The sequence below is a fragment of the Acidovorax sp. LjRoot66 genome (genome assembly GCF_964253305.1).
In the GTDB taxonomy this organism is placed as follows: Bacteria; Pseudomonadota; Gammaproteobacteria; order Burkholderiales; family Burkholderiaceae_C; genus Acidovorax.
In genome coordinates, this window is sequence record NZ_CAXUQU020000001.1 from 503,231 (window position 1) to 521,134 (window position 17,904).

Here is a 17,904-nt window from a genome sequence, read left to right on the forward strand (position 1 = left end):
CGGGCAAAAAAGAAGCACGCCGCAGCGTGCTTTTGGGATGAATGGGGAGGTGGGGTCGATCAGGACTTGGCGGCCAGGGCAAACTCTTCGAGCGACAGGAACTTGTCCTTGTTGCGGTCCAGGGCCTCGAACTTCTGGCTGATGGCCGGCAGCATCACGGCCTCTTGCGGGCTCAGCTGGCCATCGCGGTTGGCGTCTGCACGCGAGAAGGCAACGCCGGCCTGCGAGTTCTGCACCTGTTGGGTGGAGTTGGCCGTGCCGCCGAGTTGGGGTGCCAGGGCGGGCGATGGGGTCGTGGCGCTGTGCGGGATGGGCGGGGTCACCCCCAGGCTCGGTGTCGCAGGCCGGGTGCTGTTGGCCGGCGCGGTCAGCGGTGGGTTGTTGGTGGTGTTCTGCGCATGGGCTGTGGACGCCGCAGTGAAAGAACCGATGGAAAGCACGGCAAACAGCAGGGCGCTGCTGGCATCGAAGGGGTGGGCCGCTTTGCGCGATGGGGTGTTCACGGTCGTTGGGGTCTTCATGGGTGCTGAGCTCCGAAGTTGAACAGGCCACCATTGCACCGCAGATGGCTGTGGGCAGCCAGCCATTTTGCCGGCTGTTGCCTGGGCCTACATTTGCCTGCCCGGTGTAACTCTTGGTGTAGGACGCCCGGCCGAATGCGCTGCGACCTAGCGCCGCGCGGGCGCTTGAAGTCCCACGCCAGTCCCTGCGCAAGTCCTACAGGCCGGATCACGGATCGCTTGAACAATGGACCCAGAGCACTCAACGCTCTTCTTCTGACAAGGACTCTCCAATGACTACCAAGCACACCCTCATCGCTTCCCTGGCCGTTCTCGCCTGCAGTGCCGCGCTGGCACAGGCCCCCGCTGGCGTGGGCAAGACCCCTGCCGAAGTGAGCCCGTCCGCATCGGGTGGCGCAGCCGCCACCTCTGCACAGAACAAGGTCGACAACAAGAAGGCCAACTCGTCGGCCGCCGTAGCCAACCCCGCTGCTGGCATGGGCAAGGGTGCTCCCGCCCCTGAAATCGATGCTACCGCTGCCGGCGGCAAGGCAGCAGCCAACGCTGAGAAGAAGACCAACGCCCGCCTGATGGACGCCAACGGCGACGGCATGGTCTCGCGCGCCGAGTGGGATCGCTACCATGCTGACGCATGGGCCGGCATGCAGTCCAGCGCCAAGAACGGCCTGGTCTCCACTGCCGAGATCGACGCTGCCAACCGCCGCGCCACGGTCCAGTGATCGCCGCCATCGCGGCAGATGAATCCGGTGCGGCTGGCACTCGCCCTGGTGCGGGTGCCGCCCACCGGCCCCGTCCGGCGGGTGGCGCACTACCCGCACCTTCTTTCTCCATGCAGTGACGTGACACCTGCCTTTCAGGGGCATGGTGGGCATGAACTGCATTTGCCGTTTCCGCTTCTGCCTTTTCCCATGGGTTCAGGCGCCAATGTGCGGCGATGAATGACAATGCGGCGCATGGCTGTCGAGAAGGGTGTCCTGCACCTGCGATGGCAATCCCCATTCAACGAAACAGCGTTGCCGGACTTCTGCAGACGCTGCGCACAGGAGGCCTCCATGGGCAATCGACTCACCGCCATCGCCACTCGCACGGGCGATGCCGGCACCACCGGGCTGGGCAACGACCAGCGCGTCTCCAAGAACAGCACCCGTATCCATGCCATGGGCGATGTGGACGAGCTCAACTCCCACATCGGCCTGCTGCTGTGCGAACCCTTGCCGGATGATGTGCGCAGCCTGCTCGTGCAGGTGCAGCACCAGCTGTTCAACCTGGGCGGCGAGCTGTCCATCCCCGGCTACGAACTGCTCAAGCCCGAGGCCGTGCTGCAGCTGGACGAAGCGCTGGCGCACTACAACGCATCACTGCCACGTTTGCAGGAGTTCATCTTGCCCGCAGGCACCCGAGCCGCGTCACAGGCCCATGTCTGCCGCACCGTGGCCCGGCGCGCCGAGCGTGTGGTGGTGGGCCTGGGCAGCGAAGAAACCTTGAACGACGCGCCGCGCCAGTACCTCAACCGCCTGTCGGACCTGATGTTCGTGCTGGCCCGCGTGCTCAACCGCATGGATGGCGGCGACGACGTGTACTGGCAAAGCGAGCGGCTTGCGCGATCGCAGGCCGCAGACAACTGATCGCCACGGCTCTGTTGCGCAGACCTCAGGCCATCCCGAGCATGCGCGCCAGGTTGTTGTCGCTGCGCTCCTGCTGTAGCGTGATGCTGTGCTCCAGCGCCAGCAGATGCGCTTCCATCTCGCGCGCCGCACCGTCGGCGTCGCCCTGGGCGATGAGATCCACCACGCGCTCGTGCTCTTCGTGCTCGCACGAGGCCTTGCCGGGTGGCTCGTACAGCGCCACGATCAGCGAGCAGCGCGAGACCAGCTCCATCAGGTAGCGCTGCAGCACCGGGTTGCGTGCCAGCTCGGCCAGTCGCAGGTGGAAGGCACTGGCCAGCCGTGCCCAGGCGGGCTGCGTGAAGCGGTGCATGGCGTCGTGTTCCTGCGCAAGCTGCCGGCGCAGCGAGGCGATGTCCTCGCGCGTCGCATGGCGCGTGGCCAGGCGCACGATGGAGCCTTCGAGCGCGCGGCGCGCCTCGAACACCTGGCGTGTCTCCTCGGGCGTGGGCTCGGCCACGATGGCGCCGCGGTTGGGGCGCAGGTCCACGATGTGGTCGTGCGCCAGCGCCTGCAGCACCTTGCGCACGGTGGCGCGGCGCACGTCGAACAGCTCGCACAGCGAGGCCTCGGGCAGCTTGGTGCCGGGTGTCAGGCGCTGGGTCATCACGCTCTCGTACACCGTGTTGTAGATGCGTGTTTCCACGTCGTCGCCCGTGCGCAGGCCCGGCAGGCCGGGCAGGTCGCTTTCCTGCAGTTGCGCGGCCGCCTTGAGCGGCACTGCCGCAGGGGATTGGGTCGAGGTGGTGGCCCGCGGTGGCTTGGCGCTGGCGCGGGGAGTTGTCTTGGTGGCCATGGTGTTCGCCCGGAGCGCCTGTGGGTTGTCGTCGCGCAGTCCGGCGGATGTTGTTGCCCCCATTGTCGCGCCTTCAGCGTGCGCCGTCCTGCAGCGCCCGCCAGACCTGCACCGCCAGATGCACCAGGGCCAGGTCGCTGCCCGCCGGGCCGATCAGCGACACCCCTGCGGGCAGGCCACCGGCCGTGGCCAGCGGCAGGCTCACCTGCGGCAGTCCGGCCAGCCCGGCAATGCAGCAGATGCGCAGGGTGCGTGCGCGGATGGCGTCGATCTCGGTGCCGCCGGCGCTGCGCAGCGGCGCCACGCTGGCGGCCGAGGGAACGATCAGCACCGTGCCATTGCCGACGAGCGCACGCACCTGGGCGCGGGCGGCCTGGCCTGCGGCCCGCGCCGCCCCGGCGGCCTCGGCCGTGACCTCTGACGCGGCCTGCCAGCGGCCGGCAATGGCGTCTTCGAAGCCGGACGCGTTGGCCGCGATCCATGCGCCATGGGCCTGCCAGGCCTCATGGGCGCCCCAGGCCACATAGTGGCGGCGCCAGTCCTCCAGCGAACTGCCCTGGGCTGCCGTTGCCGCGCCCGCCCCCTGGGGCAGGATTCTGGCGAGCACTTCCCCCACGCGGGGCAGCAGTGCGGCCACCTCGGCGTCGGCCTCGGCAGCCGCGTCCTGCAGCACGACGGCGCGCACCGCCGCGAAGGGGGTGGCCGGCAGCAACGCTCTGGCCACGCGCTCGAAGGTGCCTGCGTCGTGTGCGAACCAGGTCGCGGTGTCGAAGCTGTCGTGCAGCGGCACCAGCCCCTCGCGCGAGACCAGGCCATGCGTGGTGCGCAGCCCCCACACGCCGCAGTAGCTGGCTGGCACGCGGGTGGATCCACCCGTGTCGGTGCCCAGCGCAAAGTCCACCAGGCGCGCGGCCACGGCCGCCACCGAGCCGCTCGACGAGCCGCCCGGGATGCGCTCGGGTGCGGCGCTGTTGAGCGGCATGCCGTAGTGCAGGTTGTGGCCGTGGATGCTGTAGGCCAGCTCGTCGGTGACGAGCTTGCCGCACAGTGTGGCACCGGCGCCCAGCACCTGCTGCACCAGCGCGCTGTGGCGCGTGGGCACCGGGTGGCTGGCCAGCCAGGCGGGGTTGCCCGCGCCTGTGGGCTGGCCGGCCACGTCGAACACGTCCTTGGCGGCAAAACGCAGGCCGGTCAGGGGGCCGTGGGGCGCCCCTTCGATCACGAAGTGGCCATGGGGCACCCAGGCATGGACGGTGTCGGTGAAGGGCAGGCCGGGGTAAGCGATGGGGCGGTGCATGGGGCGGGGCTCAGGCAGAGGGGAACAGGGCATCCACATGCGCGCAGATGGCGCCGGGCGTGGTGAACCAGACGGCGCCGGCATCGCGCGCGCGGGCCACATGCTCCAGCGCGCGGCGCAGGTGGCGCAAGCGGTAGGGCTGGCCCACGAGGTAGGGATGCAGGGCGATGCCCATGACCAGCGGCTGCGCGGCCGATTGCTGCAGCATCTCGTCGAAATTGTCGACAACCATCTGTGCGAAGTCCTTGCCGTCGAGCTGGCGCGCAATGATCATCGGGATGTCGTTGAGCTCCTGCGGGTAGGGAATCGACCACAGCCGCTGGCCGCTGCGCGTGTGCATCGGCACGGGCTGGTCGTCGTGCGCCCAGTTCAGGGTGTAGCGGTAGCCGGCCTCGGCCAGCAGGTCGGGCGTGGTGGGGCTCTCCGAGATCCAGGGCGAGAGCCAGCCCGCGGGCGCGCCGCCGCTGGCCTGCGCGATGCGTTCGCGGCAGGCGGCCAGCAGCGCGGCTTCCTCGGCCTCGGCGAAATCGCCCTGGCGCTCGGAATTGGTGTGGCCGTGGCCGATCAGCTCATCGCCGCGCGCCGCGCAGGCGGCCAGCAGCTCCGGGCAGTGCTCGTACAGCGCGGTGTTCAAAATGCAGCCGGCCGGCAGGGCCAGCTGGTCAAACAGCTCCAGGCAGCGCCAGGCCCCCACGCGGTTGCCGTACTCGCGCCAGCTGTAGTTGAGTACATCGGGCTCGGGCGATGCCGGGCCGATGCGTGCGCCCAGGCCCCCGCCGAAGGCGAAGTGCTCCAGGTTGAAGCCCAGATAGACAGCCAAGCGCGCGCCGTTCGGCCAGGTGTAGTCAGGCCGGCGGGTGATGGGGCTGTAGCCGAAGCGTCCGTGGCCTGGCAGGGGGCCGTCGCCATAGATGCTGGTGATCATGCGCCGGCACCTTCAGTCGGCCAGGGCGCGGCCAGGCCGGCCCGCACCAGCAGCCATTCGGCGCTGTCGTTCCACACGTCCATCTGCACGATCAAGCCATGGCGCAGCACATAGCGGTCCACATAGCGGTTGCCCTCGAACGGCGTGCCATCGGGCCAGGCACCGTAGAGCGTGCCGGTGTTGTAGACCACGGCCTCTTCGTGCGTGGCACCGGCCACGACGTCGGTGCTCTCGAACTTCTTTTTCACCCAGGCGTAGCGCGTGGCGTTGAAGGCGCTGCACTCGGCCGGCTGGCGCATGGGTCGCCCACCCGTGAAGCGGATGGCCAGGCCCGGCGCGACGAAGCGGCTGGCGGCGGCGGGGTCTGGAATCATCACCAGGCGCAGGAACTCTTCGACGATGGCGCCTGCATCCTGGGTGGGTGGGGTGTGTGCTTGCTGCTGCATGTTGGTGCTCCTGATCGCACCACCGGAGTGCGAAATATTGCGGGGGCTGCTTCGGAATGGGGCGGAACGCGGTGAACTGCCTTTGGTTTTTATTGTCAGCAAAGCGTGTGCCAGATTGTCGACAATGACATATCAATAAAGTTACCAATAAATATTGGTGTTTGTTGACATTGGCACGTTGCTTGCTGGTGGAGCCTCCCGAGGCGGACCGACACCCGCCCACCGATCCGTTCATCCCCGTCCACCCGCCACTGCAGGAGAACCGCCATGCCTTTCACCACCCGCCGCCGCTTTGCCGTCGCCACGCTCGCCACCGCTGCCTGGGCCGCCATGGGCGCCCTGAGCGCTGCCCATGCCGCCGAGCCCATCAAGGTCGGCCTGGTCACTGCGCTCTCGGGTCAGTCGGCGCTGGCGGGCGATGCGATCACGCGCGGCCTGACCATTGCCATCGAGGAGATCAACGCCAAGGGCGGCCTGCTCGGCGGCCGCAAGCTCGAACTGGTGCGCCGCGACGACGAGGCCAACCCCTCCAAGGGCGTGACGGCTGCGCGCGAACTGATCTACAAGGAAAAGGTGGCCGTGCTCTTCGGTGGGCTGGACACGCCGGTCTCCATCGCCATCGTGCAACTGGCCAACCAGGAGAAGGTGCCTTTCATGGGCCCCTGGGCCGCAGGCACGCCGGTCACCAAGAACGGCGCCAAGCCCAACTTCGCGTTCCGCGTCTCGGCCGTGGACGAGATCGTCGACCGCGGCATGCTGGCCTATGCGCAAAAGACCTTCAATGCCAAGAACCCCGGCATGATCCTGGTGAACAACCCCTGGGGCGAGTCCAACGAGAAGGGCCTGACCGCAGCGCTCACCGCCAAGGGCATGAAAGCCGCCGGCATCGAGAAGTTCGGGGACAGCGACGTGGACGTGGTGCCCCAACTCACGCGCCTGAAGGCGGCGGGCGCCGACGCGCTGTTCCTGGTCGGCAACGTGGGCCCTTCGGCCCAGGTGGTCAAGTCGCTGGACCGCATGGGCTGGCAGGTGCCCATCGTCTCGCACTGGGGTCCTGCGGGTGGCCGCTTCACCGAACTGGCCGGTGCGAATGCCAAGAACGTGCATTTCGTGCAGACCTACAGCTTCTTCGGCAAGCAGGGCCCGGTGGGCGAGAAGGTGCTGGCGGCCCTCAAGGCCAAGTACCCCGAGATCAAGGGCCCCGACAACATCACCCCCGCCGTGGGCGTGGCCAACGCCTACGACGCCATGCAGCTGGCGGCGCTGGCCATCACCCAGGCCGGCAGCACCGAGGGCGACGCCGTGCGCCAGGGCTTCTACAAGATCGGCAAATACGACGGACTGATCAAGGGCTACGACAAGCCCTTCAGCGAAGGCAACCATGACGCGCTGAGCGAAAACGACTATGTCTGGGCGCAGTTCATAGGCAACCGCATCCTGCCGGTGGGCCTCGAAAAGTAAGCAAGCCACGCCATGCAGTCCCGCGCCCGCAGGGGTGCGGGGCTTCCCTGCACTTTCACTACTTCGATCACCACGATGCTTTTTCTCTCCGCCCTCATCAGCGGCATCGGCCTGGGCAGCATGTACGGGCTGATGGCCCTGGGCTTTCACGTCACCTTCGTCGTTTCCGGCACCGTGAACTTCGCCCAGGGCAGTTCCATGATGCTGGGCGCCGTGCTCACCTACGGCTTTGCCATGGTGCTGGGCTGGCCCATGGCGCTGGCGGTATTGCTGGCGCTGCTGCTGTGCGCGCTCTACGGCCTGGCCGTGGAATTCTTCGCCGTGCGCCCCTTCGCGCGCCGGGGCTCCGACGCCTGGCTCATGGCCACGGTGGCGCTGGGCATCGTGGTCGACAACCTGGCCATGTTCACCTTCGGCAAGGAGCCGCGCAGCCTGCCGTCGCCGCTGGCCCAGGCACCGATGACGCTGGGCGACATCGGCCTGGGTGTGTACCCGCTGCAGCTCATCATCCCGACCATCGGCCTGGTGCTGGCCGCCGTGCTGCATTTCGTGGCGCGGCGCACGCGCTGGGGCACGGCCATGCTGGCCGTGGTGCAGAACCGCGATGCGGCCCGGCTCATGGGCATCCCCATCGGGCGGGTGGTGTCGGCGGCGTTCGCGCTGTCGGCCGTGTTCGCCGGCGTGGCGGGCGTGCTCATCGCGCCGCTAGTGAACGTGCAGTCCGACATGGGCACGCTGTTCGGCCTCAAGGCCTTTGCGGTCGCCATCCTGGGCGGTATCGGCAGCGCCTGGGGCGTCATGGCTGCGGGCCTGCTGTTCGGTGTGGCCGAGGCGCTGATCACCTCCACGCTGGGCTCTGGCTACACGCAGATCCTCACTTTCTCGCTCGTCATCGTGGCGCTGGCCGTGCGGCCCAACGGGCTCTTCGGGCGTGCCCTGGTGCGCAAGGTATGAAGACGATTTTCTCCTCCATGCAGAACGCACCTTTCCTTCCTTCGTCCGCGCGCGGGCTGGCCATGCCCACCCTGCTCGTGCTCACGGCGCTGGGCGTGGCCGCGGGCCTGGCGCTGGCCACGCAGGTCAATGGCTACTACGTTTTTGTGCTGGCCAACGTGGCGCTGCTGGCGCTGGTCGGCATCGGCCTGAACGTGCTGCTCGGCCTGTCGGGCCAGGTGTCCTTCGGGCACGTGGGCTTCTATGCCATCGGCGCCTATGCGGTGGCGATCCTCACCACCAAGGCCGGCTGGAGCTTCTGGGCCGCCTGGCCGATCGCTGCCGTGCTGGCCGGCGCCATGGGCGCGCTGCTCGCCTTGCCGGCTCTGCGCGTCAAGGGACCGTACCTGGCCATGGTGACGATTGCCTTCGGCCTGATCGTGGAGCACAGCGCGGTGGAGATGCGCGACCTCACCGGCGGGCAGAACGGCATCATGGGCATTGCCGCGCCGGCGCTGGGCATCGATGCGCTGCGTGGCGAGCGCGCCATCGCCGTGCTGGCCATTGTGGCCGTGGCGGTGGCGCTGCTGGCCTATATGCGGCTCTCGCGTGGCGCCTGGGGCGCCGCGCTGCGCGCGCTGCGCGACTCCGAGACGGCGGCCGAGTCCATCGGCCTGAACCCGCTGGTCGTGAAGACCGTGGCGTTTGCGGTGTCGGCCTTGCTCGCGGGGTTGGCGGGCGGGCTGTATGCGCCGCTGTCGGGCTTCGTCACGCCACACAGCTTCTCTTTCCTGCAGTCCATCCTGTTCGTGCTGGTGGTGATGATCGGCGGCGCCGGCAGCATCGCCGGGCCGCTGGTGGGCGCGGTCATCGTTGGCCTGCTGCCCGAGCTGCTGTCCAGCCTGGAGGAATACCGGCTGCTGTTCTTTGGCGCGCTGTTGCTGGTGGTGCTGTGGGTGGCGCCGCAGGGCCTGGTAGGCCTGTTCGCGCGCCTGCGCCGCAGCATGCCCGCCAGTGCCGAAGCTGGCGCCGCGCCAGGCGGCTCTCTGCCGGTCCTGAAGCCTGAGGGCGGCCGTGCGCTGAGCGCACAGGGCCTGTCCATGGTGTTCGGCGGGGTGCGCGCGGTGAGTGAGCTGTCCTTTGCTGTGCGTCCGGGTGCCGTCACCAGCCTGATCGGCCCCAACGGCGCAGGCAAGAGCACGGTGCTCAACATGCTCAGCGGTTTCTACACGCCCACCAGTGGCGGCGCGCTATTGGGCGATGAGCCCTTGCAGGGTCGGGGCGCCTGGCGCATCGCCCGGGCCGGTGTGGCGCGCAGCTACCAGACCTCGCAGCTCTTCGGCTCGCTGAGCGTCCTCGACAACGTGGCCCTGGCGTTGGCACGCGGTGGCCTGGGCCCGTTGCTGGGCGATGGCCGCGTATGCTCACCCGGTGCGCGGGACGAAGCACGCGCCCTGCTGGCCTGGTGCGGCTACCGGGGCGCAGTGCAGGTGCCGGCCGCCGACCTGGCCCATGTGGACCGGCGCCTGGTGGAGATTGCCCGCGCACTGGCCATGCGGCCCGAGGTGCTGCTGCTCGACGAACCGGCTGCCGGCCTGTCGACGGAGGACAAGGACCAACTGTCTGCCCTGCTGCGCCGCATTGCCGACCAGGGCGTGGGCGTGCTGCTGGTGGAACACGACATGGCGCTGGTGATGGGCCTTTCGGACCACGTGGTGGTGCTCGAATCGGGCCGCCACCTGGCCGAGGGCACGCCGGCCGAGGTGCAGGCCCACCCCGCCGTGCGCAAGGCCTACCTGGGTGATGGCGCATGCGGTGCGGTGGCGGTGCATGCCGCCGCAGCGCGTGCCCTGCTGGCCGATGCCCCCGAAGTGCTGGGCGTGGGCCGGCTCACCACCGGCTATGGCGCCGAGCCCGTGCTGCACGCCGTGGACCTGCGCGTGCGCCAGGGCGAGACGGTGGCCCTGCTGGGCGCCAACGGCGCGGGCAAGTCCACGCTGATGCGCACCCTGGCAGGCCTGCACCGGCCGCTGTCAGGCGGCATCCACATGGACGGGGTGGAGCTCGGCCCGCTGCGCGCCGAGCAGATCGTGGCGCGCGGCCTGGTGCTGGTGCCCGAGGGGCGCCAGGTGTTCCCCGAACTCTCGGTGCTCGACAACATCCGCCTGGGCGCCTTCCTCCACCCCGAGGGCCGCGAGGCCCGGGTGGAAGAGATGCTGCAGCGCTTTCCGCGCCTGCGCGAGCGGCTGCACCAGCGCGCCGGCCTGCTCTCGGGCGGCGAGCAGCAGATGCTGGCCATCGCCCGCGCCCTGATGAGCCGCCCGCACGTGCTGCTGCTCGACGAGCCCTCGCTGGGCCTGGCGCCCAAGGTCATCGAAGAGCTGTTCGCCTCGCTGGCGCGCCTGCGCGACGAATCCATGACCCTGGTGCTGGTGGACCAGATGGCGGCGCTGGCGCTGTCTCTGGCCGACCGGGCCTACGTGCTCGAAGGCGGGCGCGTGGTGGCCCAGGGCACGGCGGCGGAAATCGCCGCCAATGACGCGTTGACCCGGGCTTACCTCGGCGGGGGGCACTGAACACCATGAGCGGAATCACCATCAACCTGCCCGATGTCCTCGCCGAGGTCACGGCCGCCTTCGCGCGCTACGAGCATGCCCTGGTCCACAACGAGGTGGACGTGCTCGATGCGCTGTTCTTCCACAGCCCGCACACCGTGCGCTATGGCGCCACGGAATGCCTGTATGGCATCGACGCGATCCGCGCCTTCCGCAGCGGCCGTTCGGCGGCCGGCCTGGCGCGAACGCTGAGCAACACTGTCATCACGACCTACGGGCGCGACTTCGCCACGGCCAGCACCGAGTTCACGCGCGAAGGCAGCGCGCGCACCGGCCGCCAGCAGCAGACCTGGGTGCGCATGCCCGACCAGGGCTGGTGCGTGGTGGCGGCCCACGTGTCATTGATGGACTAGCATTCGCTCCAAGAAGAACCAACCCCAGGAGACATTTCCGATGTTGCACAGCCTGCAAAGCCGCGGTGGCATGGTCACCGCCCCCCACCACCTGGCCGCACAGGCCGGCGCCGCCGTGCTGCGCGAGGGTGGCAACGCGGTGGAGGCCATGGTCGCGACAGCCGCCGCCATCGCCGTGGTCTACCCGCACATGAACAGCCTGGGCGGTGATGGCTTCTGGCTCATCCACACGCCCGGCGCAGCGGCCCCGGTCGCAGTGCGCGCCTGTGGCGGTGCGGCGCAGGCGGCGGACGCCGCCTTCTACCAGGCGCACGGCGACGCGGCCATCCCCACGCGCGGGCCGCGCGCGGCGCTCACCGTGGCCGGTGCCATCGGCGGCTGGGCCGAGGCCCTGGAAGTGGCGCGCGCCTGGGGCGGCAAGCCCCTGCCGCTGGCCCGCCTGCTCGAAGACGCGATCCGCCATGCGCGCGAGGGCATGCCCATCACCACCTCCCAGGTCGAGCTGACCCGCACCAAGTGGGCCGAGCTCGAACATGTGCCAGGCTTTGCCGCCGCCTTCGCGCCCGAGGGCCAGCCGCGCCGCGGCGACACCTTGCGCCAGCCGCGCATCGCCGCCACCTTGCAGCGCCTGGCCGAGGCCGGGCTGCACGACTTCTACCGCGGCGACCTGGCGCGCAGCATAGCGCGCGACCTGCAGGCCCTGGGCAGCCCGCTGGCGCTGGCCGACCTGGAGGGCTGGCAGGCCCAACGGGTGGCACCGCTGTCGGTGCAGCTGTCGGCCGGCAGTGTGTTCAACCAGCCGCCGCCCACGCAGGGCGTCTCGTCGCTGGCCATCCTGGGCCTGTTCGACCGCCTGGGCGTGGGCCAGGCCGAGGGCTTCGACCATGTGCATGGCCTGGTCGAATCCACCAAGCGGGCCTTCGCCTGGCGCAACAAGCACGTGGGCGACCCGGCGTACATGCGCGCCGATCCGGCGGCCTTCCTGCAGGCCGCCGCGCTCGACGCCGAGGCCGCACGCATCGACAAGGCGCGCGCAGCGCCCTGGCCTGAACCCACGGAGCCCGGCGACACGGTATGGATGGGCGCCGCCGATGCGCAGGGCAATGTCGTCAGCTACATCCAGAGCATCTACTGGGAGTTCGGCAGCGGCATCGTGCTGCCCGAGACAGGCCTGCACTGGCAGAACCGGGGTGCCTCGTTCACGCTGGGCGCCGGGCCCAACCAGCTGGCGCCCGGGCGCCTGCCGTTCCACACCCTCAACCCGGCGCTGGCGCATCTGAAAGACGGGCGCGTGCTGGCCTACGGCACCATGGGCGGCGAGGGCCAGCCGCAGACGCAGGCGGCGGTGTTCACGCGCCACGTGCTCTTCGGCCAGGACATGCAGGCCGCGGTGACCGCGCCGCGCTGGCTGCTGGGCCGCACCTGGGGCGACCACTCCACCAACCTCAAGCTCGAATCGCGCGCGGACCCGGCCCTGGTGGACCAGTTGCGCGCCGCCGGCCACGACGTGCAGGTGGTGGGTGCCTTCGAGGACATGATGGGCCATGCCGGGGCGGTGGCGTTCCACCCCGACGGGCGCATCGAGGGCGCGACCGATCCGCGCGCCGACGGGGTCTGTGCGGCCGTTTAGGCCGTATTGCCTCAGCGCGGCGCCAGGATCGCCATGGTGATGCGCGACACGCAGGTCATCTCGCCGGCGTCGTTGACCATGTCGATTTGCCACACATGCGTGGTGCGGCCGATGTGCACCGGGCGCGCCGTGCCCGTCACCCAGCCGCTCTGGGTGGAGCGCAGGTGGTTGGCGTTGATATCGAGGCCCACGGCGCGGTAGCCCTCGGGGCAGGAGTGGGCGGCGCCCACCGAGCCCAGGGTTTCGGCCAGCACCACGCTCACGCCGCCGTGCAGCAGGCCGTAGGGCTGGTGGGTGCGCTCGTCCACGGGCACGCGGCCGCGCACGAAGTCGTCGCCGACTTCCAGGAACTCGATGCCCAGGTGCGGCACAGCCGTGCGCAGGCTGTGGTGGGTGAGCGATTCGACGGTGATGGGTTTCTTCCAGATGGCAGGCATCGTTGATCTCTTCTCTCGCAGAGGGCGCCGTCAGGCGCCTGTCGGGTTGGCAACACGCCATTGTGCTTCGGTTCGGCGACCTGGGCCGCGGGTTGCGTCGCCTGCGGGTCCGCCCGCCAGCGCGCTACCATGGCTGTATACCCGCCGGCTTTCCACCCGCCCCATGCAGCACCTGCCCTCTTGCCCCTCCTGCCGCCAGCCCATGGAAGCGCACCAGTTCGCCACGAACCAGGGGGGCATGCAGACGCTCGACCTGTGCTTTGCCTGCCAGGGCATCTGGTTCGACCGCCACGAGAACCTCAAGCTCGCGCCTGCGGCGGTAGTGGAGCTGTTCAGACTGCTGCACGAGCACCGCACGGACGAGCGGCGCCCGTTGCAGAACAGCATGGCCTGCCCGCGCTGCGTGCGCCCGCTGGCGCACGGTTTCGACCTGGTGCGCAGCGGCCGCTATGTGCTCTACCGCTGCGCCAGCCAGCATGGCCGCTTCAGCACCTTTTCGTCCTTCATGGTGGAGAAGGGCTTCGTGCGCCACATGACCAAGCCCGAAGTGGCCGACCTCGCCAAGCGCGTGGGTGCCATCTACTGCACGGGCTGCGGCTCGCCGGTGGACATTCGCAAGGACCACGCCTGCCCCTACTGCCGCGCTGCGTTCTCGCTGATCGACCCCGAGGCCGTGCAACGCGCGCTGGAGAGCTATGCCCAGGCCGGTCAGCGCGCCGCCCAACTGCACCCGCCCCAGCGCACCGACCTGGCCGACGCACTGGTGTCGCTGGAGCGTGACCGCACGCGCGCCGAGCGCGAGCGGCAGAAAGAGCGCTTCACCAGCGGCGATGCGTCCGACGCGAGTGTCACTGGCGATCTGCTCGTCGCCGGGGTGGCCCTCGTCTGGGGCATGCTGAGTTCTTAGAGCGGCTAACAAAACTCTTCTGGCGTCGTTGCTGCGTCTTGTCGTACTGCTCGTACTGCCTGCGACGCAGCGCCTAGCCAGAACCGCTTCGCTGAGTTTTGTTGGCCGCTCTTAGGCCAGCCTTTTCAGTCCCAGGGCCGCAGCGCGGTCCGGTGCGGCGCGGGAGCGAGCGCGCCCATGCGCCCGGTGAGCTGCCCCACGATGGCCGCCTGCAGCGGCGGCAGGCGCCGAGCCAGCTGCAGCACGCCCTGGCGCAGCAGGCGGGGCAAGGGCCGGGCGTCGGTGTACAGCCGCACGATGGCATTCGTGCCCTGGTACATCGGCCAGGCATGGCGGTGGTGGGCGCTGGCATAGCGGGCCAGGGCAGCCCCGTGGCCCGGGTCGTGGCCCAGGTGGCGGCCTGCGACCAGAGCGCCGACCAGACGCTCCACGCCCGCAAGCCCGAGGTTGAAGCCATGGGCCGTCACCGGGTGCATGCCCACGGCCGCATCGCCCAGCAGCGCGCAGCGCGGCCCGGCAAAGCGCCGGGCATACACGCCGACCAGCGGGTAGGCATGGCGCTGGCCCTCCAGTGCCATCGGTCCCAGCCGTTGGTTGAACTGGGCCTGCACCTGCACGGCAAAGGACTCGGGCGACAAGGCCATCAGGGCCGCTGCATCGGCGGCCCCGGCCGTGACCACCACCGAGCACACGGGCTGGCCATCCGGGGCGTCGGGCAGGGGCAGGATGGCCAGCGTGCGCTCGTAGCCAAAGCATTCGTGGGCCGTGCCGCCATGGGGCAGGGCATGGCGCATGCGGCAGACGATGACCGTGCGGCCGAAGTCGGTGATGTCCGCGCCGATGCCCAGCAGGCGGCGCGTGGCCGAAAAGCGGCTGTCGGCCGCCACCAGCAGGGGTGCGCGCAGCTGCAGCGTTTGCGAGGCGCCGGTGCCCTCGGCCGGGGCCAGCGTGCAGTCGAGTTCGGCATGGTCGGCATCGGTGGCGACCCGGTGCACCTGCGCGCCGCTGAGGATGCGCACGCCCGCCGTGCGCGCCGCCACCGCATGGGCCGTGCGCCGCAGCGCGTGGTTGGAGACGATGGCACCCAGTGCCTGCGTGCTGCCGGTGTGCAGCCGCAGGGGGCCGTGGCTACCCAGGGGGCCATCGTGCACCTGGGCCTCGCGGATCTCCCCGCGCTCATGCGCCTGCAGGCCGGCCCAGGTGCCCAGGCGCTGCAGGGTGGCCACGCTGGGGTGGGTGAGCGCGATCTCGCGGCCATCGAGTGCTGGGTCGGCCAGCGCCGCCTCGGGCTGCTGCTCCACCACCGTGGTGCTGAAGCCGGCCTGCGCCAGGGCAATGGCGAGCGAAAGCCCGGCGGGGCCGCCGCCCACGATGAGAACGTCACTTCGGGAAGAAGCCATGGCAAGAGGGTATGGGCGCACCCGCTGTGGGTGCGTGCCCATTGTGCTGCCCCCGTGCCAGCAGGGGCTTTGCCGTAGGTCAAGCCTTGCGCGACTTGCCGGATGCCTTGGCCGGCTTTTTCTTCTTGCCAGCACCCGATTTGCCACCGCCGTGCAGGTGCAGCACCCAGGTCACCGCCAGCCATAGGTAGGACAGCGGCACGGAATACGCCGCCACGGCAGCCATGGACAGCGGCGGCGCCGTGATGGAGCGCGGGTTGGCGATGGTCTGCAGCAGCCGGCGCGTGCCGTCGCCCAGCACCGGCGTGCCCTGCATACCGCCCGTGCGCGACATGCGCGCGGCCATGAAGAGCATGAACTCCATGAGCAGCGCGCCGATCAGGAAACAGGCCACCAGGGCCAGCAGTTGCGCAAAGGCCCGTCGGTCGCCCTTGGCCAGGAAGAAGAGGGCGGACAGCACGACCAGGGCGAGCAACACCCAGACCAGGATGGGCCAGGCAGACATGAGCAGGGGCATCGGGAATTCGGGTCGGCAGGAACAGGCTGCCGATCATAGGCCTGCAGGCCGGGTCCTATCGGTTTTTCATGGTGCGTCGTGTAACCCGCAACGCACGGTACTGGCGTGGCCAAGGCCAGTGCCCCCGCGCAAGGGCCGCCCCGCCGCGCTGGGGGCGTCCCCCTTCCAGGGGGAAGGCGCGAAGCGACTCAGGGGGTCTTCCGTATGAAATCCGCCACGGCGCGCAGCACGGCCTCGTCCTGCAGCAGCTTGCGGTGGCCCAGCCCGTCGGTGGCCAGCAGCTGCGCGCCCGCGATGTGGTCGCGGTAGGCCTCGCCATCGGCAAAGCGGTTGATGCGGTCGCCCCGGTCGTGCACGACCAGCGTGGGCTGGGCGATGCGCGGCCCCACGGCCTGGGGTTCGAACTGGGGCATGAGGATGCCCTCGCGTGCTTCGATGTGCCGCTCCATGGCAGCGCGCGTGGTCTCGGTCAGGCCGAACACCTGCGCGAACAGCCGGGTGTATTCGCGCGGCGATGCGGGCGGTGCCAGCAGCACCAGGCGGGCGGCCGGCAGGCCCCGGCTGGCGGCATGGGCCGCCGCATTCGCCGCCAGCGAATGGGCCACCACGGCGTCCAGCGTGTCGCCCCGGGCCTGCAGGCGCGCCGTGGCGTACTCGATGGCGCGGGCAAACTGCGGCAAGTTGCTCACCCGCCCCCGGCTGCCGCCGTGGGCGGGCAGGTCCACCAGCACGGGGCGCATGCCGCGCGCAACCAGGGCCTCGGCCAGGGCCAGCATGTGCCGCGCATGCCCGCCCCATCCATGGGACAGCAGCACCACGGGGCCATCGGTGGGCAGGTCGCTGCGGGTGTAGAGCGTGATCTCCGCATCCTCGAAAGGCCAGCGCTCCGCTTGCCAGCCTGCGGCAGGAAGGGCTCGGTGGCCGCTTCTGCGCAAGGGCAGAGGCGTGCCGAAGAGGCGGTAGGCGCTGCGCACGGCAAGCCGGGGCCACAGGCGCTGCGCCGTGCCCAGTGCCAGGCGCACCAGGCGCATGCCGGCATGCGCGCCGTAGAAGTTCGAGGTAGCCTGCAGGGCGGTGGACTGGCTCATGGTGGGGCTCCGGGACAAGTGGAAGGGGTGGGCGGGCGGCGCCGGGTCAGTAGAAGACCCAGTCGCGGTTGCTGCGCGGCAGGCCGTCAAGTGCCCTGCGCAGCGCATGGATGGCGCCCGCGATGGCGGCGATTGCCGCAATGCCACAAAGGATCAGCATGGAGATTTCCTTTCTTCGCACGGTTGTGCGAAATTTGGGCGAACAGATAGCAAGGGTTTCCATGGCATGCACCGGGGTGTCAGGCGGTCTGGTAACTCTTGACGAGGCGCGCCCAGGACGCCTCGGTGCGGTGCACTGCCTGCGGATCGCGCAGGAAGCGGACGTCGTGCAACAGGCCCATCAGCATGGAGTAGATCTCCGCGACCAGCTGGTCGGCCGGGGTGCAGGCAGGCAGGTGCCCGGCATCGATGGCCTGCAGCACGGTGCGGCGCAGCGCGGCGCGCCAGCGCGTGATCTCGGTGTGCAGCAGGTCGCGCAGCTCGCCGGTGCGGTCGTCGAGCTCAAAGGCGCCGGCGATGTAGATGCAGCCCGTGAAGGCCTCCACATCGCGGGTGCGGGCGATCCAGCGGCGCACGATCTCGTTCAGGCGCGGCAGGCCCTTGGGCTGCTGCATGGCGGGCACGAACACCTGGGCCAGGAAGCTGCGGCCGTATTCTTCGATCACAGCCTTCTGCAGCGCCTCGCGCGAGCCGGCGCGCGAAAACACGCCGCTCTTGGACAGGCCCACCCGGTCGGCCACGGCCTGCAGGGTGATGGATTCGAGCCCGTCGGCCGCAGCCACATCCAGCGCGGCGCCGATGATGGCGGCGCGCGTGAGCTCGGCTTTCTGGGTCTTGGCGTCCATGGCGCAAATTTAGCACAGTTGTGCGAAAAATTAAGCAACGATTTCATCGGTTGCGCCATGGCCCTGATG

The 17,904-nt window shown here is 69.7% G+C and carries 18 protein-coding genes; 8 read left to right on the forward strand and 10 right to left on the reverse strand.

Translation table 11 applies throughout. The features are described from left to right. Nucleotides 1-59: 59 nt before the first annotated feature. Complete coding sequence (locus ACSQ3Y_RS02375) at nt 60-521, reverse strand: hypothetical protein (RefSeq protein ID WP_436176314.1); 462 nt, start codon at nt 519-521, stop codon at nt 60-62. A gap of 272 nt (nt 522-793) precedes the next feature. Here ACSQ3Y_RS02375 and ACSQ3Y_RS02380 point away from each other — a divergent pair, with 272 nt between their 5' ends. After that, entirely contained in the window at nt 794-1,240 is a 447-nt protein-coding gene (locus ACSQ3Y_RS02380) for a hypothetical protein (protein WP_057200337.1), read from the forward strand. Nucleotides 1,241-1,573: 333 nt separating this feature from the next. Then, nucleotides 1,574-2,146 (forward strand): cob(I)yrinic acid a,c-diamide adenosyltransferase, encoded by a 573-nt coding sequence (locus ACSQ3Y_RS02385; RefSeq protein ID WP_057200336.1) that lies wholly within the window; start codon nt 1,574-1,576, stop codon nt 2,144-2,146. A 25-nt stretch (nt 2,147-2,171) separates the two neighbouring features. On the opposite strand, the gene ACSQ3Y_RS02390 is transcribed toward ACSQ3Y_RS02385, so the two are convergent. The 4 genes from ACSQ3Y_RS02390 to ACSQ3Y_RS02405 form a co-directional block, all read right to left on the reverse strand. Further along, nucleotides 2,172-2,981, reverse strand: coding sequence for a GntR family transcriptional regulator (locus ACSQ3Y_RS02390; protein ID WP_436176315.1), 810 nt, complete (start codon nt 2,979-2,981; stop codon nt 2,172-2,174). Between the two features lie 73 nt (nt 2,982-3,054). After that, on the reverse strand, nt 3,055-4,278 hold the full coding sequence (locus ACSQ3Y_RS02395) for an amidase (RefSeq protein ID WP_436176316.1): 1,224 nt from the start codon (nt 4,276-4,278) through the stop codon (nt 3,055-3,057). A 10-nt stretch (nt 4,279-4,288) separates the two neighbouring features. Further along, on the reverse strand, nt 4,289-5,203 hold the full coding sequence (locus ACSQ3Y_RS02400) for a polysaccharide deacetylase family protein (RefSeq protein ID WP_436176317.1): 915 nt from the start codon (nt 5,201-5,203) through the stop codon (nt 4,289-4,291). After that, nucleotides 5,200-5,649, reverse strand: coding sequence for a hypothetical protein (locus tag ACSQ3Y_RS02405; RefSeq protein ID WP_057266785.1), 450 nt, complete (start codon nt 5,647-5,649; stop codon nt 5,200-5,202). Before ACSQ3Y_RS02405 ends, ACSQ3Y_RS02400 begins: the two co-directional genes overlap by 4 nt. Nucleotides 5,650-5,916: 267 nt before the next feature. Here ACSQ3Y_RS02405 and ACSQ3Y_RS02410 point away from each other — a divergent pair, with 267 nt between their 5' ends. The 5 genes from ACSQ3Y_RS02410 to ACSQ3Y_RS02430 all read left to right on the forward strand — a co-directional run bounded on the left by ACSQ3Y_RS02410 (nt 5,917) and on the right by ACSQ3Y_RS02430 (nt 12,641). Further along, nucleotides 5,917-7,110 carry an ABC transporter substrate-binding protein gene (locus ACSQ3Y_RS02410; RefSeq protein WP_436176318.1) on the forward strand — a complete coding sequence of 398 codons (1,194 nt, stop codon included), beginning with the start codon at nt 5,917-5,919 and terminating at the stop codon, nt 7,108-7,110. A 75-nt stretch (nt 7,111-7,185) separates the two neighbouring features. Further along, nucleotides 7,186-8,064 (forward strand): branched-chain amino acid ABC transporter permease, encoded by an 879-nt coding sequence (locus tag ACSQ3Y_RS02415; RefSeq protein ID WP_057200331.1) that lies wholly within the window; start codon nt 7,186-7,188, stop codon nt 8,062-8,064. A gap of 17 nt (nt 8,065-8,081) precedes the next feature. Continuing rightward, nucleotides 8,082-10,619: a branched-chain amino acid ABC transporter ATP-binding protein/permease gene (locus ACSQ3Y_RS02420; protein ID WP_436176319.1), complete on the forward strand. Its 2,538-nt coding sequence runs from the start codon at nt 8,082-8,084 to the stop codon at nt 10,617-10,619. A 5-nt stretch (nt 10,620-10,624) separates the two neighbouring features. After that, nucleotides 10,625-11,011: an oxalurate catabolism protein HpxZ gene (gene hpxZ / locus ACSQ3Y_RS02425; protein ID WP_436176320.1), complete on the forward strand. Its 387-nt coding sequence runs from the start codon at nt 10,625-10,627 to the stop codon at nt 11,009-11,011. Nucleotides 11,012-11,051: 40 nt separating this feature from the next. Further along, entirely contained in the window at nt 11,052-12,641 is a 1,590-nt protein-coding gene (locus tag ACSQ3Y_RS02430) for a gamma-glutamyltransferase family protein (RefSeq protein ID WP_436176321.1), read from the forward strand. Between the two features lie 11 nt (nt 12,642-12,652). On the opposite strand, the gene ACSQ3Y_RS02435 is transcribed toward ACSQ3Y_RS02430, so the two are convergent. Further along, nucleotides 12,653-13,078, reverse strand: a complete 426-nt coding sequence (locus ACSQ3Y_RS02435; protein WP_057200328.1) for a hotdog fold thioesterase — start codon at nt 13,076-13,078, stop codon at nt 12,653-12,655. Between the two features lie 163 nt (nt 13,079-13,241). On the opposite strand from ACSQ3Y_RS02435, the gene ACSQ3Y_RS02440 reads away from it, so the two are divergent. Then, nucleotides 13,242-13,985 (forward strand): zf-TFIIB domain-containing protein, encoded by a 744-nt coding sequence (locus ACSQ3Y_RS02440; protein WP_436176322.1) that lies wholly within the window; start codon nt 13,242-13,244, stop codon nt 13,983-13,985. A gap of 125 nt (nt 13,986-14,110) precedes the next feature. Here ACSQ3Y_RS02440 and ubiM read toward each other — a convergent pair whose 3' ends face one another. From ubiM to ACSQ3Y_RS02460, 4 genes are all read right to left on the reverse strand, one after another. Further along, the gene (gene ubiM / locus ACSQ3Y_RS02445) at nt 14,111-15,385 is read right to left on the reverse strand and encodes a 5-demethoxyubiquinol-8 5-hydroxylase UbiM (protein WP_436176323.1); all 1,275 of its coding nucleotides are present in this window, start codon (nt 15,383-15,385) and stop codon (nt 14,111-14,113) included. Nucleotides 15,386-15,464: 79 nt separating this feature from the next. After that, a complete protein-coding gene (locus ACSQ3Y_RS02450) occupies nt 15,465-15,902 on the reverse strand; it encodes a hypothetical protein (RefSeq protein ID WP_436176324.1) in 438 nt (145 codons plus the stop codon). 188 nt (nt 15,903-16,090) lie between these two features. After that, the gene (locus ACSQ3Y_RS02455) at nt 16,091-16,990 is read right to left on the reverse strand and encodes an alpha/beta fold hydrolase (RefSeq protein WP_436176325.1); all 900 of its coding nucleotides are present in this window, start codon (nt 16,988-16,990) and stop codon (nt 16,091-16,093) included. 239 nt (nt 16,991-17,229) lie between these two features. Further along, the gene (locus tag ACSQ3Y_RS02460) at nt 17,230-17,835 is read right to left on the reverse strand and encodes a TetR/AcrR family transcriptional regulator (RefSeq protein WP_436176326.1); all 606 of its coding nucleotides are present in this window, start codon (nt 17,833-17,835) and stop codon (nt 17,230-17,232) included. Nucleotides 17,836-17,904: the final 69 nt, after the last annotated feature.